The sequence below is a fragment of the Bacillus sp. es.036 genome (assembly GCF_002563635.1).
Lineage (GTDB): Bacteria > Bacillota > Bacilli > Bacillales > Guptibacillaceae > Guptibacillus.
Map to the genome: position 1 here is coordinate 3,474,464 of NZ_PDIZ01000001.1, position 14,405 is coordinate 3,488,868.

The following is a 14,405-nucleotide window of genomic DNA, read 5'->3' on the forward strand; positions in this document are numbered from 1 at the left end:
CTGAGCCTCATTTGTGGCCTGGGAACTGACTTTTACGTTCGATGATCGGTAATTCCGCTGATTTTCTGGATAATTCCGCGATATTTCATTTTTTTTCCGCGAAAAGTACGATTAATCCCGCGAATTTAAGATTTTTTCCGCGATTCCATCAACCCCTACACATCCAGCCCTTCATTTGCCATAACAACCTTCGCCTGCTCTTTCCCTTGATCGATGTTTACTTTGTTAAGTAAATAGATGCCTGCTAGGAAAAAGACGACGAGTGAAACGATACCAAGACGGCTTGATCCAGTTACTTGGCCAACGAAGGCAAAGAGAAAAGGACCGAAAATCGCTGAAAATTTAGCGGAAATACCGTAAAATCCGTAAAACTCTGCATGTCTGTGATCGGGAACCATGCTTCCAAAAATCGATCGACTTAATGCCTGAGCGCCTCCCTGAACAATGCCGACCATTATGGCAAGCAGATAGAAATGCGTGGCAGTAGTCATGAAATAACCGAGAAAAACAATCCCAACGTAAATCCACAGTGCGAGCATAAGTGCTCGCTTAGGGCGAATTTTTTTAGCCAAGTAGCCAAATAAAAACGCGAAGGGAATTCCTACAAACTGCGTGATAAGGAGCGCTGCGATTAAATCATTCGCATCGATGCCGATATCCCTGCCATAAATCGTCGCCATTTTTATAATGGTCGATATTCCATCGTTAAATAACCAGAAAGCGACAAGGAAAAGAAGAAGCTGTTTGTAGTGGTTTAACTCCTTGAACGTCGTGCGAAGCCTTTTAAACCCGATCGTCGCGTAGGAGCCACTTAACTTAGGCTGAGTATGTTCCACTTCTTTCACGTTTTTGAACATGGGGATGGAGAAGATAAACCACCATACGCCAACGCTTGCGAATGAAAGTTGCGTTGCGACAAGCGTGTTCGGAAGAAAAAACCAGGATGGATTTAGGATCATCATCAGATTCACGAGAAGGAGCAGGCCACCGCCAATATACCCAAACGCATAACCTCTTGCTGAAATGCGATCAATCTCTTCTCCTTTTGCGATTTCCGGTAAAAACGCATCGTAAAAGACGTTGCTTCCCGAGAAACCGATCGTACCAAAGATTAATAGAATTGAAGCAAACAGGTAGCCTCCCTCGCCAACAAACGCCATTAAGATGCTTGCGATCATTCCCATGTAGGCAAAAAAGCGCAAAAATACTTTTTTAGAATTGGAGTAATCGGCAATGGCACCGAGTACAGGTGCCAAAATCGCAACAATTAAAACAGCGATCGATTGCGAATAGCCCCAGTAAGAAGTAGCAAGACTTTGATCAATGTTTTTGGCAGCAACATCATAATAGAAGACGGGTAAAACGGCTGCCATCATTGTTGTTGCGAAAGCAGAATTGGCAAAGTCATACATCATCCAGCTACGAATCTCTTTTTTCCTCATTTCTTTGCCCCCATGATGTTCATTTTCTTTCAGCATATCAGGTCTCAACGTGTCATTCTTCGCGATGGAATATTCTTCATAAACCTTTTACAACGAGCAGACTTGCCACACATTCTTGGTGCGAGTACACTAACGGTAGAGTGATGAAACGGAGGTCGTCCTATGGACCAAAATGATATTCAAAACAAAGTGATCGAAAACTATCAGCGTGATGAAAACATGATGATTCTCGTCTTTGCCCAGTGGTGCGTCAACAATGACTTGAATCCAGAAACGCTTTACGAGAAAGCTTATCCTGATCAAATCAACAACCCTGCTCTCAAGCAAAGCATCGAGCTCGTCGTGCCGAAAGAAGAATCAGAACATATCCCTGATCAAACGGTAATGGGTGTCCTTTCCCTCTTTGGTAATGATGATCTTGCATTTGTCGTATCTGAAGAAATCGAAAAACGTTCAAAACCCGAGAAGTAGTTGTTTCATAGAGTTTATTCGATAGGAGAGGGAAACTTCCCTTTTAATCTCAATGAAAGCCCCGGAGCATAAGCTCCGGGGCTTCGTTTAGTTTGTATCGCGAAATAACTTTACGAGTGCCTGCGTGCCACTATCTTCCTCGCCACGCTCAGCAAGATCTTCATATAATTTCTTCGACAGTTCAAGTCCTGGAGTTAGCATTCCCATTTGTTTGGCGGACTCAAGAGCAATCGTCATATCTTTTATAAAATGCTTTACATAAAAGCCAGGCTCGAACCGATTAGAGATCATTCTTGGTGCCAGATTGCTTAGTGACCAGCTTCCAGCAGCACCGAATTCAATGCTCTCAAGGACCGTTGTCGGATTTAATCCTGCTTTTTCAGCATAAACAATCGCTTCAGAAACGCCAATCATGTTACTCGCGATCGCGATTTGGTTGCACATTTTCGTATGTTGGCCTGCTCCAGCTGGCCCTTGGAGAACGATGTTTTGACCAATTACTTCAAAAATAGGCTGTACCTTTTCAAAGACTTCTAATTCGCCACCGACCATAATCGATAGCTTTCCTTCCCTGGCACCAACGTCTCCCCCTGATACAGGCGCATCGAGAGCGTAGAGCTGCTTAGACAAAGCATGCTGATAGATTTCTTCGGCTAGCGCGGGGCTTGAGGTGGTCATATCAATTAAAATAGAATGTGCTCGTGCATGTTCAAGGAGCCCATTCTCACCTATGTAGACCTCTTCCACATCTTTCGGGTAACCGACCATCGTGATCATCACGTCAGCATTCGCTGCCACATCCTTCACTTCGTCGTACCATTCTGCCCCTTCTTGAATAAGGGCTTCAGCCTTCTGTTTTGTTCGCGTTGAGATAAGGGTCCGGTATCCTGCTTTGATCAAGTTTCGAACCATGCTTTCTCCCATAACGCCGATTCCAATAAACCCGAGTACTGGCTTTTTCTCCATAGTAAATCGCCTCTCTTCCCAGAATTTCCTTTTCTAACACTTGTCTTCATCGTACACTAAAGAAGAGGTGAATTCCTAATGAAAACAAGTAGTTTTGCCGGTCTATTTATATGGATTGCGTTCGTTGTAACAAAATTGATCACTACCCCGATCGATACGCTTCAATATGTGATGATTTTATTAATGTTCGCCTATCTGGTACTCGTTCCGCTAACGCTGAACCTCGTACCGCAAAAAAAGAATGTTTTCTACCATCATGCCACCCGTTTACAACTTGTTTCAGCTGTACTAGCGGGCAACTCTTTCTTTCTTGAACAAGGAATGTTAGCGGTTCTACTAGCCGTTCCATGGTTACTTACAACCATTTTAATTGCGCTTTATGGATTCACGCGCCTCTTGCAAACATGGAAAAAAAGCACGATTTTTGATGTGTTAATCCAACTTGGATTGATGTACATTTGCATCGGTGGACTCTGGCTTATTTTGCATCGTTCAGGTATGCAAATTCTTCATTTTAGCGATGTTATCGTACTGCTTACATCCATTCATTTTCATTATGCGGCATTTATTACACCGATCACGATGGCGTTCATTGGAAAACGTCTGCTTGCAAAAGCTCCAAACTTAAAACCCTGGTTTAAACTGATCGCCATCCTTGTCTTATTTGGCCCACCGTTTATCGCAGCAGGAATTACGCTTTCAGATTCATTACCTATTCTTGAGTTTATTTCAGTCGTTGAATTTGTTACGCCGCTGATTGTTTTTTCAATCCTTTGCCTCGTCTACTTAGTGCCAACACTTGAGTATTCGGTGCAAATGCTGTTGTCAATTTCATTCGCTTCTCTCCTGTTTTCAATGAGCTCCGCGATGATCTATGGATTTGCTCATATTAATGAAACGGTGATTCTCGGCATCCCTTTAATGGTCTTTTTTCATGGTTTTGTGAATACATTCGGCTTTTCACTCTTTGGACTGCTAGGCGTAACAGCGATGCAGGAGACGAAGCAAATCAAAAAAACCAGCCTCTCGTTGTAGAATGTGAGAAGCTGGTTTTTCGCCTATTTTATATTTTTTAAGGCGCCTGCAACCTTTGCAACGCGTGCACCAAGGCGGGAAGCCATCGTTCGTTCAGCTTCAACTGGCGTTCTTGAACCATCGCCACCCGCAAGAGTTGAAGCGGCATAAGGAGAGCCTCCAATCCCATCTGTTGTTAGCTGCTCAGGATTCTCGCCATATGGCAGCCCAACATAGATCAAACCAAAGTGCATAAGCGGAACAAATGTTGTGAGTGCTGTCGTTTCTTGTCCCCCATGAATCGAAGCGGTACTTGTAACAACCGCCGTCGCTTTCCCTTCTAATTCACCATTCATCCAAAGTGATCCCGCTGAATCAAGGTATTGTTTCATTTGAGCAGGCATGGAACCATAGCGAGTTGGGACTCCCCAGATAATCCCGTCAGCCCAGCGTAAATCATCAAGCGTCGCTTCAGAAATACTGTTTTGTGCTTCTTGTGCTTCAACGTAAGGTGGTTGATCCGACATCGCTTGTTTCACGACATCAAATTCTGGTATCTTCACGATTTTCACTTCTACATCTCCAGCGCCTTTTGCACCTTCAGCTACTGACTGAACCATTTCGTAAATATGACCATACGCGCTGTAATACGGAATTAAAATCTTTGTACTCATTTTTCCACTCCTTTTCACTCGGATCGTTTTGTTCGCCATTTACTTTGAATTCACTTATCTCTACTTCGAGATATACCCTTCTCTTCTTAATTCAAACATTTAAAAGGGTAAAAATGGATAAAAAAAGAGAAGCTTTTACAGCTCCTCCGCGTAATGACCCAATTTTTTCAGTAATGTAATAGCCGTTTCTTTCTCTTGTTCGTCCAATCCGGCAAAAATGGATTGTACTTGTTTCTCATGGTTAGGGAAAATACGATCCATTAACTTTTTACCTTCATCTGTGATAACGGCATGTGTAATCCGACGATCGTTCGGGCATGGATTACGCGTTAAGTACCCTTTTCCTTCAAGTTTATCGACCACATACGTAATGCTTCCACTTGCGAGTAAAATTTTCTCACCAATTTGTTGTAATGGCTGATTACCTTTGTGATAAAGCAATTCGAGAACAGCAAATTCCGTTGGATTCAGTCCATAGCTTTGAATATCTGTTTTAATATGATCGGTAACAGAGCGATTCGATCTAGCCAGGACAATGAATAGCTTTAGTGAAAGCTCACGATCTTTTTCATTCATAACGTTCACCCTTAACTTCTAATATCTTGAATTCGAGATAATTATACTTAATTCCAATTCCTTCTGTCAACTCTTTCAAAAAAGAAGGTACTATTTTTCATTAACAGAGTGAATATGATCGAGCAGCTGTTGAAATCCTGTTAGTGCTTTCTTGAATTCTTCTTTCGATAAGCCACTATTTGCCGCCATCGCGTCAGGAATAATGGAGGCTTTATCTCTTAACTCTTCCCCTTTTGGCGTTAAATGAACCATCACTCTACGCTCATCTTCTTTTGAACGTTCTCGTTTCACAAGACCCGCTTCTTCCATCCTTTTTAACAGCGGCGTTAACGTACCGGAATCTAAGTAAAGTTCGGCACCGAGCGCTTTTACCGTTGTTTCATGATGCTCCCAAAGAACAAGTAAGACAAGATATTGCGGATACGTCAGGCCAAGCTGATCTAAATATGGACGATACATCTTCGTAATTTCTCTTGAACAGGCATATACAGAAAAACAGAGCTGATTCTCTAGTTTTAATTGTTCATTATGGTTCATAGTAATCCCTTCTTTACAATAAGTTGTGCACAATCAACTTATCCCGATTTAGCCGTGTTGTCAACATGAGCATTTCCTAACTTTTTACAAGAAGAACGAGTTCCCCTTTGTTGACAGATGAAAAGTGGTGCGTTATATTTAATCTTGTAAAATTAAATTGTGCACAACTTAAATAACAAGGAGGAATTTTATTATGAATTCACTATACACAGCAAAAGCATCTGCTCACGGCGGTAGACAGGGTAAAGTAGAATCTTCAGACGGCGTAATCAATATGGATCTTCGTATGCCAAAGGAACTTGGTGGTCAGGGGGGAGAAGCAACAAATCCTGAACAACTGTTTGCAGCTGGATATGCCGCTTGTTTCGATAGCGCATTAAACATGGTTGCCCGCATGAAACGTATTAAAATTAAAGATACGGTAGTTGAAGCTCACATTTCGATCGGAAAAGAAGAGGACGGCGCAGTTGGCCTTAGCGCGAAACTTCACGTTACGATCCCTGGCGTTGATCAAGCAACTGCCGAGGAGCTTGTCGAAGCTGCGCACCAAACGTGCCCTTACTCAAGAGCAACGCGTGGAAATATGGAAGTTGAATTAGAGACCATCGCGAAATAAGTGAAATGCGAAAGAGCTGCCGATCGTCGGCAGCTCTTTTTTAAGGTTTGGCCAATAAAATCAAACTTTAGCCAAAATCCACTCTTCCCCCCAACAGTTCACCTTTATTTCTACGCTAAAATCGCTATACTAGAAGTAGATTAGTGGAAGGTGTGATGAATTTGCTCACCGTTTCAGAATTTGATGGGGTTCAAGCGGTAAAAGGAACCTTTCAACTTGGCGGCGTTCGAATGAATGTCTATATGTACCTTGTTGACGAACTTTTAATCGACTGTGGTCCAAGTCGTCTTCAAAAAGAAATCAGTGATTTTCTTTCAAATGAACGCTATACCCAAATAATCTTAACGCATCACCATGAAGATCATACTGGAAATGCTTCAATCGTATCTGGGTCGATTCCAATCTACATCCATCCGACTGGGATTCCCCTTTGTCGCGATAAGCCTCATCTTCCACTGTACCGAAGAGTATTTTGGGGATCTAGAAAGCCTTTTGCCCCAAAGGGAATTGAGCATCGCATTAAAACGAAGCATTATACATTTGAATTGCTTCATACGCCGGGGCATGCTCCTGATCATCTTGCTCTACTAGAACAGAATCAGGGATGGCTGTTTACTGGTGATCTTTATGTGATGAGTCACCCTAAAAGCATTTTCGCGTTTGAATCCATTCCGGACGTGATTCAATCGCTTCATCATGTTTTACGTTATGATTTTGACACCGTTTTTTGTTCTCATGCCGGCATTTTGCAAAATGGACGGAAGCGACTGGAGGAAAAGCTTCATTATCTTCTTTCCATACAGAACCAGGTGCTCCAAAAACACAGTGATGGAAAGCCTGCCTCTGTTATTCAGAAGGAACTTTTTCCTGATCGACATGTCCTCAATTACTTTTCTCTCTTTGAGAATTCATCCAAGCATATTATTACGTCGATCTTACATAAAAACGGATTACAATAACAAAAAGCTCACGTCTTCCTTTTTAAGGTCTGAGACGCGAGCTTTTATCTATATATTGGTCATACCAGTAAATGATATTTCTCCCCTGTTTCTTCGCTAAATACAAACGTTCATCTGCCAGTTTCAAACAAGGCGTCATGCCATTTTCGAATGGGAAAAGTGCTGTGCCAAAGCTCATTGTTATGCTAAAGCGATCACCGTCCGCCGTAAACGTCGTATTTCGAATTGCTAGTTGAATCGTTTCAAGACGCTCTTTCGCTTCTTCTATATTTGTTGCATCAAGTAGAATAGCAAGTTCTTCTCCTCCATATCGATATGCTCTTCCACTCGTTCCGATTTGGTTTTTGAAAATGTCACCAATTTTACGCAATACATGATCGCCAACCATATGTCCGAATTGATCATTCACCGCTTTAAAATAATCAATATCGGAAAGAACAACAAGTACCGGATTCCCCTGTTCAGCACAGTAACGTAAATCTTCTTGGAATGACCTGTGATTGTAGAGTTCTGTTAAAAAATCTTTTCGAGCGATGTCCTCTAGCTGCGTGTTTTTCGAGCGCATCATTCGCTCTCTCGAAACGATAATCCCCCCTAATAACCCAATAAACATTAAAAACATTAAGTCTAAAAGATAAACAAAAAGCCCTTCGTCGGTAAACGAATAACCACTAAAGATAAGAACACCGGTATATCCACCGCCAAGTAAAAGAGCTGCAACCATACCACCGATAAATTTCCAATATACGGCAACATGTAAAATAATTAAGTAAGCGATGGGAAACAAAGAACTTTCTGCACCACCAGTAAGGGCAATCAACCAGAGAAACGCAACGTAATCAAAAACCACGCTTAATTTAGTCATATATTGATATCTTTTTGTGTTCAAAGGAGTACGGTGAAGCGCAAATTCAGCAATCGTCATATAAACGACACCAAATAAAAACAAAACTAAAAAAGAGAGGCTCGTTCCTTGTAAAAGTAAGTAGTAATATCCACCTGCAATAACGAGAAAAACCCATCGAAATAGGGATAAAATCGTTTCTATCGAATGATCGCTTTGTGTTCTCACATTCACTTCATTTTCAACCCTTTTCATGTTGACCTTTTTCAATAATGAAATTTTTTCCACATATTCTATTATAACGAAAATCGACTAGACAATCGATTGTTTTCATAACTTTCTAAAACATTCCAATAAAAAAAAGAAGGCTTCACGTAGAAGCCTTCCCGTTCAAAAACTGCTGCATGGCATCGGCGACAGATAGCCCTGATATGACCGCACTTTCGATTCGCGTTTTTCCTGTTTCATCCTCTTCATGTAAGAAAGCATCTCCTGCCACGAAAACAGCTTCACTCATAGACATCTGTAGAAACGGATGAGGATAGACGCGGTCTGTCTGAGCGTAGCGCCATCTTTTTAACTGCCGATCATTAATAAATTCATTTGGAAGGAGAAAATCTAACCTCGATACTATTTCATCTAGGATATCATCATCGCCATGATCATAATAAGCTTTTGAGAAATCAGACGTTGCATAAATGGTTAGGATTTTTTCCTCAGAAATTCCCTTAGCATGACTATCCACAACACGCTCAATGCCATCAGGTAAATCGGTGTCCTTGTGACCGTCAGGCACGAGAAAAGCGAGTTCACCCTTTAACGTCATAAGACAAACGAGCGCAGGATCGAAATGGATGTTCCTAAGTGATTTCATTGTAACTTCTGAAAAAAGCACATCGCTTCTTTCCAATAACTGTACCGTTTGAGGTGCTGGTGGCGTTAGAAGAATCGCATTGGATGTTACTTGCTCACCTTCCTCAGAAATGACCACATATTTTTCATCATCGCGAATGATGCGGTTCACTTTAAACGTGTGCTGAATCGGGACTTCACTTGCTAAATTTTTCACTAGTTGATTCATTCCGTTTGTTGCTTTATATCTTGCATGTTTCTGTCCGAACCACTTTGATACCCAGCCGTTTGTCTCCCATTCATTGACTAGCTGCTGAAACGAATCGGTTCGAACGGTAAAGAATTGCGCCCCATGATCAGCGCGGCCACCGTCAATTCTCCTTGTTGCGAGACGACCACCGACGCTTTTGCTTTTATCAAGTACAAGTACTTCAAATCCAGCTTTCATTAGCTTTCTAGCCGCCAAAATTCCAGCAATACCGCCACCTATGATGGCAACATCAACTTCTCTCATTCAAATAATACTCGGTATTCGCCGTATCCTTCTTCTTCTAGACTTTCTTTCGGAACGAATTTCATCGCTGCTGAATTGATGCAGTAGCGTAGGCCATTTTCTCCGGGTCCATCATTAAAGACGTGACCGAGATGAGAATCCGCTTCCTTACTTCGCACTTCTGTTCGAATCATAAAGTGACTGAAGTCTTTCTTTTCTTTTACAAAATGGTTGTTGATCGGCTGAGTAAAACTTGGCCAGCCGCATCCTGCGTCATACTGATCGGTTGAGCTAAACAACGGTTCACCCGATACGATATCCACATAGATACCTGCTTTTGCATTATCGTAATACTCGTTCTGGAACGGACGCTCTGTACCGTTTTTTTGTGTTACTTCATATTGAATGTCTGTAAGACGGCTACGAAGCTCGTCATCGTTCTTTTCAAAAGCCCAGTTTTTTTCTATAAAATCAGCACGACCTGATCCTTTTTTGTAGCGATTGTAGTGAGCAGGATTTTTCTTATGGTAATCCTGGTGATAATCCTCAGCAGGGTAAAATGGTTTAGCTGGAAGAATTTTTGTCACGATCGGTTTTGAAAAACGACCGCTTGCTTCTAAATCTTTGCGTGACTGTTCAGCAAGCAGCTCTTGCTCTTCATTATGGGTGTAGATCGCTGTAATATACGTATCACCGCGATCAAAGAACTGCCCTCCTGCATCTGTCGGGTCAATTTGACGCCAGAACAGATCAAGCAATTTACTATATGGGAAAACATTTGGGTCAAATGTGATTTGGACAGCCTCTACGTGCCCTGTCGATTTTGAAATCACTTCCTCGTATGTTGGATAAGGCTTTTCTCCACCTGTATAGCCCGATACGATGCTTTGAATGCCGGGCATTTCTTCAAATGGTTCAACCATACACCAGAAACAACCTCCAGCAAATGTTGCAAGCTCATAATTCGTACTCATTCTCTATCACTCCAATATAGAAGATTTATCCTCACCTCAAGTGAGGGTGATTGTCGGTCCCTGCTCAACTAACCTCTGGGGAAAATCTCCCTCAGTTCAAAGTTTCACTATCTATAACATATCCGAAATGGACGGTTTATTGCCAGAAACTTGCTTTAGCAATAGGTAATCAGGGAATAATTTACTAAAATTATTGAAATCTGCTACAATTTAGTTGTATGACTATTTGGAAAAAGGAGACCTTTAACTATGGATACGTTTCAAGAGAATCTTCAGAAATACGCAGATCTAGCGGTTAAAGTTGGCGTAAATATTCAAAAAGGACAAACGCTTGTCGTAAACGCTCCTCTCACATCAGCTGAATTTGTGCGTAATATTGCAGAAAGTGCTTATGAAGCTGGTGCAAAGAATGTTCACGTTGAGTGGAATGACGAAAGCTTAACTCGTATTAAGTATGACAAGGCACCAGATGAAGCATTCAAGGAGTTTCCAACATGGAAAGCAAAAGGATTTGAGGAGTTGGCTGAAAACGGTGCAGCATTCCTTTCGATTACATCTTCCAACCCAGATCTTTTAAAAGGAGTCGATCCTGAACGAATTTCGAATGCTAGCAAAACAGCAGGAAAGGCAATGGAAGGCTACCGTAACTACATTATGTCTGATCACAACAGCTGGTCTGTTGTCGCAGTTCCTTCGAAAGCATGGGCAGAGAAAGTATTCCCTGATACACCTGAAGACGAACAAGAAGCAAAGCTGTGGGAAGCCATTTTTCAGGCGACTCGTGTATCAACAGGAAATCCGGTTCAAGCATGGAAAGAACATAGCGCAAACCTTGAACAAAAAGTGGACTATTTAAATGCGAAACATTACAGCAAGCTACACTACCGTGCGCCAGGCACTGATCTTACAATTGATCTTCCACAGGCTCATCAGTGGGTAGGTGGTATTAGTGAAAATGTGAAAGGCAATCATTTTGTCGCAAACATGCCGACAGAAGAAGTGTTCACCATTCCACATAAAAACGGTGTAAACGGCGTTGTTTCTTCAACAAAGCCGCTAAGCTATGGTGGAACAGTGATTGAAGACTTTACACTTACATTTGAAGAAGGTCGCATCATTAAAGCTGAAGCGAAGCAAGGCAATGAAACGCTTCAACATCTTATCGAAACAGATGAAGGCGCACACTACCTCGGTGAAGTAGCGCTCGTTCCTCATGATTCACCTATTTCAAATGCGGGAATCATTTTCTTTAACACGCTTTTCGACGAAAATGCTTCGAATCACCTTGCGATTGGGAATGCTTATTCTTTCTGCCTAGAAGGTGGTAAAACCATGTCGAAAGAAGAGCTTGAAGCAGCAGGAGCGAACGAAAGCGTCACGCACGTTGACTTTATGATCGGGTCCGCTGAAATGGACATTGATGGAATCAAAGAAGATGGAACTAGTGAGCCGGTCTTCCGTAAAGGAAACTGGGCAATCTAGCTCTTTAAGCAGAGCGCGTGCGCTCTGCTTTTTTGGTGCTTTGACAAAACGTTTTTACTAGGATTCTAACCGAAACTCCTTTATACTTGAGTAAAATGATAGGTTTTAACGGTTATAAATGAAGGAGGTCATGAAATGAGCGCGAAAGTGTTTATCATCCATGAAAACGAAGAATGGACAAAGCCTCTCAAGCAAGAACTTGAGGCGCTTCATGTCCCATACGAAGACTGGTTTCTTAGTGAAGGAAGCCTTGATTTAAGTGATGTACCGCCAGACGGTATTTTTTATAATCGCATGAGTGCCTCTTCTCATACGCGTGATCATCGTTATGCTCCTGAATACACGGCAGCAGTACTCGAATGGTTGGAGAGTCACGGTCGAAGAGTATTAAATGATAGCCGTGCCCTTGCTCTTGAAGTAAGCAAAGTGGCACAATATGCAGCCCTGAGAAAACATGGCATCGTTACACCAAAAACCATTGCTTCCGTTGGGAAGGAGCATCTTGCAAAAGCAGCGGATGCGTTTTCTGAACCGTTTATTACAAAACACAACCGAGCAGGTAAAGGGCTCGGCGTTCAGCTATTTAACAATCCTGAGACGCTGAAAGCTTATGTTAAGAGCGATGCTTTTGAAGATTCAATTGACGGGATTACATTGCTTCAACAGTACATTTCTTCACCTGACGCATCCATAACGCGATGTGAATTCGTAGGTGGTAAGTTTCTATATGCTGTTCGCGTTGATACGTCAGAAGGCTTTGAACTTTGCCCTGCAGATGCGTGCCAGGTTGGCGATACTTTCTGTCCTACAACGGAGGAGCCGAAGCCTAAATTCGAAGTGATCGAAAACTTCGATCATCCTGTTCTCGCTAATTACGAAGCTTTCTTAAAAGCGAACGGCATTGCTTTCGCAGGGATTGAATGCATTCAAAATGAACGTGGTGATCTCTTTACTTACGATGTGAACACAAATACAAACTACAATGCAGAAGCAGAAAGAAAAGCAGGGGTTTCTGGTATGAAAGCGATCGCTAACACGCTCGCTCAAGAACTTTCTAACCTCCATTCTCTACAAAAATAAAGAGCGCCGAGTGCGCTCTTTATTTTTCTTTTTAATCTTCGTATCGTTTTTTTATTTGGAGAAAACCATGCAGATTTTCTAAAAAGACGTCAATTAACGCTGGATCAAACTGCTTTCCTTTTTCATTTTGAAAATGAGCGAGAATATCTTCTAAAGCCCACGCTTTTTTGTAAGGGCGATCCGTGGCAAGGGCATCAAATACATCGGCTACAGCGACAATTCGGCCATAAATATGAATTTCCTCTCCACTTAGTCCTTCAGGATAACCTTTACCATCCCAACGTTCATGATGTTCTTTTGCGATGATCGCTGCTGCTTTTAGTATCGTTCGTTTTGAATTTTCAAGAAGGTGATAGCCGATGCTCGCATGGGCCTGCACTTCAAGAAATTCCTGTTTCGACAGTTTGCCTGGCTTATTTAGTATCGCATCGGCAATCGCTACTTTGCCGATATCATGCATGGGGGAGGCGACTTTGATAAGATCTGCTTCTTCTTCGCTTAAACCAGATTTAATAGCAAGAAGCTTTGCATACTCTGCTACACGCTTGACGTGAGAGCCTGTTTCCTTTGAACGAACTTCACCGATTTCTCCCATTTTGAAGATAATTTCTTTTTGTGCTTCCTCCATCTCCATATTCATAAGTACCGCTTCAAGCGCCTGGGCAGTATAAGAGGCGGCGAGGCTTAATTTTTTAACGTCACGGCTCGTAAATACTCCCTCTTTCGTTAATTTATTAATCACTTGATATACCCCTAGCGTCTGGTTCTTCTTATTTTTAAGTGGAATCACCATAACGGACTTCGTTCGATAGTTGTAAGTCAGATCCATGTCTGCATGAAACCGATCGTCATGATGGGCATCTTCAATCACAAGCGGTTCTGCCGTCTGAAAAACATACCCCGCTAAACCGCTTGAAGCAGGTATACGAACCTCCTTCGCCTTTTCTTCCACTTTTGCCCATAACTCGTCTTTTTGTTCATCATATAACCACAGCATACAGCGATCGGCAACCGTCATATCCCGCCCCATATCTGCCATCAGCAACAAAAAGCGATCAAGATTGTTCTCAATCGTAATACGCGATGCATAAGCAAAGATGATATCGAGAAGTTCCTCTGATTCAAGTTCTTTCTTCCAGCGGCCATTCATCTAGGAGTCGGCCTCCCTTTATAGGATCATTGCAAAGTGTTTGGAGAAAAATCTCCCAGCTACCTCGTTCTAATCGATTAAATACTTCTATCATACACGTATATACCATTTGGTGGTAGATTAAGGAAGATGAAATGCAACTACGATTTGTACCTTCATGATTGCCATTAATAAACTGTCTGGACTTGCTACAACCATCAGATGGTTTTGGTTTTTGATAAAAACAGTCTTCTTTCCTAAATTCACTGACATAGGTATATAAAAACAAGGCATCA

At 42.0% G+C, this 14,405-nt stretch carries 15 protein-coding genes; 6 read left to right on the forward strand and 9 right to left on the reverse strand.

Annotation, left to right across the window (positions count from 1 at the left end; genetic code table 11):
• Positions 1-155: 155 nt before the first annotated feature.
• The gene (locus ATG70_RS17460) at positions 156-1,442 is read right to left on the reverse strand and encodes an MFS transporter (RefSeq protein ID WP_098445881.1); all 1,287 of its coding nucleotides are present in this window, start codon (positions 1,440-1,442) and stop codon (positions 156-158) included.
• 162 nt (positions 1,443-1,604) lie between these two features.
• Between ATG70_RS17460 and ATG70_RS17465 the strand changes: the two genes are divergently transcribed.
• Positions 1,605-1,913 (forward strand): hypothetical protein, encoded by a 309-nt coding sequence (locus ATG70_RS17465; RefSeq protein WP_098445518.1) that lies wholly within the window; start codon positions 1,605-1,607, stop codon positions 1,911-1,913.
• A gap of 87 nt (positions 1,914-2,000) precedes the next feature.
• Here the strand turns inward: ATG70_RS17465 and ATG70_RS17470 are convergent, their stop codons facing one another.
• The gene (locus tag ATG70_RS17470) at positions 2,001-2,879 is read right to left on the reverse strand and encodes an NAD(P)-dependent oxidoreductase (RefSeq protein WP_098445519.1); all 879 of its coding nucleotides are present in this window, start codon (positions 2,877-2,879) and stop codon (positions 2,001-2,003) included.
• Between the two features lie 78 nt (positions 2,880-2,957).
• Here ATG70_RS17470 and ATG70_RS17475 point away from each other — a divergent pair, with 78 nt between their 5' ends.
• Positions 2,958-3,914 carry a YndJ family protein gene (locus ATG70_RS17475; protein ID WP_098445520.1) on the forward strand — a complete coding sequence of 319 codons (957 nt, stop codon included), beginning with the start codon at positions 2,958-2,960 and terminating at the stop codon, positions 3,912-3,914.
• Positions 3,915-3,937: 23 nt separating this feature from the next.
• Here the strand turns inward: ATG70_RS17475 and wrbA are convergent, their stop codons facing one another.
• The 3 genes from wrbA to ATG70_RS17490 form a co-directional block, all read right to left on the reverse strand.
• The gene (wrbA, locus tag ATG70_RS17480) at positions 3,938-4,567 is read right to left on the reverse strand and encodes an NAD(P)H:quinone oxidoreductase (protein WP_098445521.1); all 630 of its coding nucleotides are present in this window, start codon (positions 4,565-4,567) and stop codon (positions 3,938-3,940) included.
• 135 nt (positions 4,568-4,702) lie between these two features.
• Positions 4,703-5,152: a MarR family winged helix-turn-helix transcriptional regulator gene (locus ATG70_RS17485; RefSeq protein ID WP_273831680.1), complete on the reverse strand. Its 450-nt coding sequence runs from the start codon at positions 5,150-5,152 to the stop codon at positions 4,703-4,705.
• Between the two features lie 81 nt (positions 5,153-5,233).
• Positions 5,234-5,686 (reverse strand): MarR family winged helix-turn-helix transcriptional regulator, encoded by a 453-nt coding sequence (locus tag ATG70_RS17490; RefSeq protein ID WP_373560791.1) that lies wholly within the window; start codon positions 5,684-5,686, stop codon positions 5,234-5,236.
• Between the two features lie 187 nt (positions 5,687-5,873).
• On the opposite strand from ATG70_RS17490, the gene ATG70_RS17495 reads away from it, so the two are divergent.
• Positions 5,874-6,296: an organic hydroperoxide resistance protein gene (locus ATG70_RS17495; RefSeq protein WP_098445524.1), complete on the forward strand. Its 423-nt coding sequence runs from the start codon at positions 5,874-5,876 to the stop codon at positions 6,294-6,296.
• Between the two features lie 143 nt (positions 6,297-6,439).
• Positions 6,440-7,255, forward strand: coding sequence for an MBL fold metallo-hydrolase (locus tag ATG70_RS17500; RefSeq protein WP_098445525.1), 816 nt, complete (start codon positions 6,440-6,442; stop codon positions 7,253-7,255).
• A gap of 22 nt (positions 7,256-7,277) precedes the next feature.
• On the opposite strand, the gene ATG70_RS17505 is transcribed toward ATG70_RS17500, so the two are convergent.
• The 3 genes from ATG70_RS17505 to msrB all read right to left on the reverse strand — a co-directional run bounded on the left by ATG70_RS17505 (position 7,278) and on the right by msrB (position 10,418).
• Positions 7,278-8,354: a GGDEF domain-containing protein gene (locus ATG70_RS17505; RefSeq protein WP_098445526.1), complete on the reverse strand. Its 1,077-nt coding sequence runs from the start codon at positions 8,352-8,354 to the stop codon at positions 7,278-7,280.
• A gap of 115 nt (positions 8,355-8,469) precedes the next feature.
• Positions 8,470-9,465 carry an NAD(P)/FAD-dependent oxidoreductase gene (locus ATG70_RS17510; RefSeq protein ID WP_098445527.1) on the reverse strand — a complete coding sequence of 332 codons (996 nt, stop codon included), beginning with the start codon at positions 9,463-9,465 and terminating at the stop codon, positions 8,470-8,472.
• Positions 9,462-10,418, reverse strand: coding sequence for a peptide-methionine (R)-S-oxide reductase MsrB (msrB, locus tag ATG70_RS17515; RefSeq protein ID WP_098445528.1), 957 nt, complete (start codon positions 10,416-10,418; stop codon positions 9,462-9,464). The genes ATG70_RS17510 and msrB overlap by 4 nt, the downstream gene beginning before the upstream one ends.
• Before the next feature lie 249 nt (positions 10,419-10,667).
• On the opposite strand from msrB, the gene ATG70_RS17520 reads away from it, so the two are divergent.
• Positions 10,668-11,900: an aminopeptidase gene (locus ATG70_RS17520; RefSeq protein ID WP_098445529.1), complete on the forward strand. Its 1,233-nt coding sequence runs from the start codon at positions 10,668-10,670 to the stop codon at positions 11,898-11,900.
• Positions 11,901-12,035: 135 nt separating this feature from the next.
• Complete coding sequence (locus ATG70_RS17525) at positions 12,036-12,980, forward strand: ATP-grasp domain-containing protein (RefSeq protein WP_098445530.1); 945 nt, start codon at positions 12,036-12,038, stop codon at positions 12,978-12,980.
• A gap of 31 nt (positions 12,981-13,011) precedes the next feature.
• On the opposite strand, the gene ATG70_RS17530 is transcribed toward ATG70_RS17525, so the two are convergent.
• Positions 13,012-14,130 (reverse strand): HD domain-containing phosphohydrolase, encoded by a 1,119-nt coding sequence (locus ATG70_RS17530; RefSeq protein ID WP_098445531.1) that lies wholly within the window; start codon positions 14,128-14,130, stop codon positions 13,012-13,014.
• Between the last annotated feature and the right edge of the window lie 275 nt (positions 14,131-14,405).

Bases quoted from the DNA above. Each gene is read 5' to 3' on its own strand.
- ATG70_RS17460 (WP_098445881.1), bottom strand. From the start codon at position 1,442: ATGAGGAAAAAAGAGATTCGTAGCTGGATGATGTATGACTTTGCCAAT.
- ATG70_RS17465 (WP_098445518.1), top strand. From the start codon at position 1,605: ATGGACCAAAATGATATTCAAAACAAAGTGATCGAAAACTATCAGCGT.
- ATG70_RS17470 (WP_098445519.1), bottom strand. From the start codon at position 2,879: ATGGAGAAAAAGCCAGTACTCGGGTTTATTGGAATCGGCGTTATGGGA.
- ATG70_RS17475 (WP_098445520.1), top strand. From the start codon at position 2,958: ATGAAAACAAGTAGTTTTGCCGGTCTATTTATATGGATTGCGTTCGTT.
- wrbA (WP_098445521.1), bottom strand. From the start codon at position 4,567: ATGAGTACAAAGATTTTAATTCCGTATTACAGCGCGTATGGTCATATT.
- ATG70_RS17495 (WP_098445524.1), top strand. From the start codon at position 5,874: ATGAATTCACTATACACAGCAAAAGCATCTGCTCACGGCGGTAGACAG.
- ATG70_RS17505 (WP_098445526.1), bottom strand. From the start codon at position 8,354: ATGAAAAGGGTTGAAAATGAAGTGAATGTGAGAACACAAAGCGATCAT.
- ATG70_RS17510 (WP_098445527.1), bottom strand. From the start codon at position 9,465: ATGAGAGAAGTTGATGTTGCCATCATAGGTGGCGGTATTGCTGGAATT.
- msrB (WP_098445528.1), bottom strand. From the start codon at position 10,418: ATGAGTACGAATTATGAGCTTGCAACATTTGCTGGAGGTTGTTTCTGG.
- ATG70_RS17520 (WP_098445529.1), top strand. From the start codon at position 10,668: ATGGATACGTTTCAAGAGAATCTTCAGAAATACGCAGATCTAGCGGTT.
- ATG70_RS17525 (WP_098445530.1), top strand. From the start codon at position 12,036: ATGAGCGCGAAAGTGTTTATCATCCATGAAAACGAAGAATGGACAAAG.
- ATG70_RS17530 (WP_098445531.1), bottom strand. From the start codon at position 14,130: ATGAATGGCCGCTGGAAGAAAGAACTTGAATCAGAGGAACTTCTCGAT.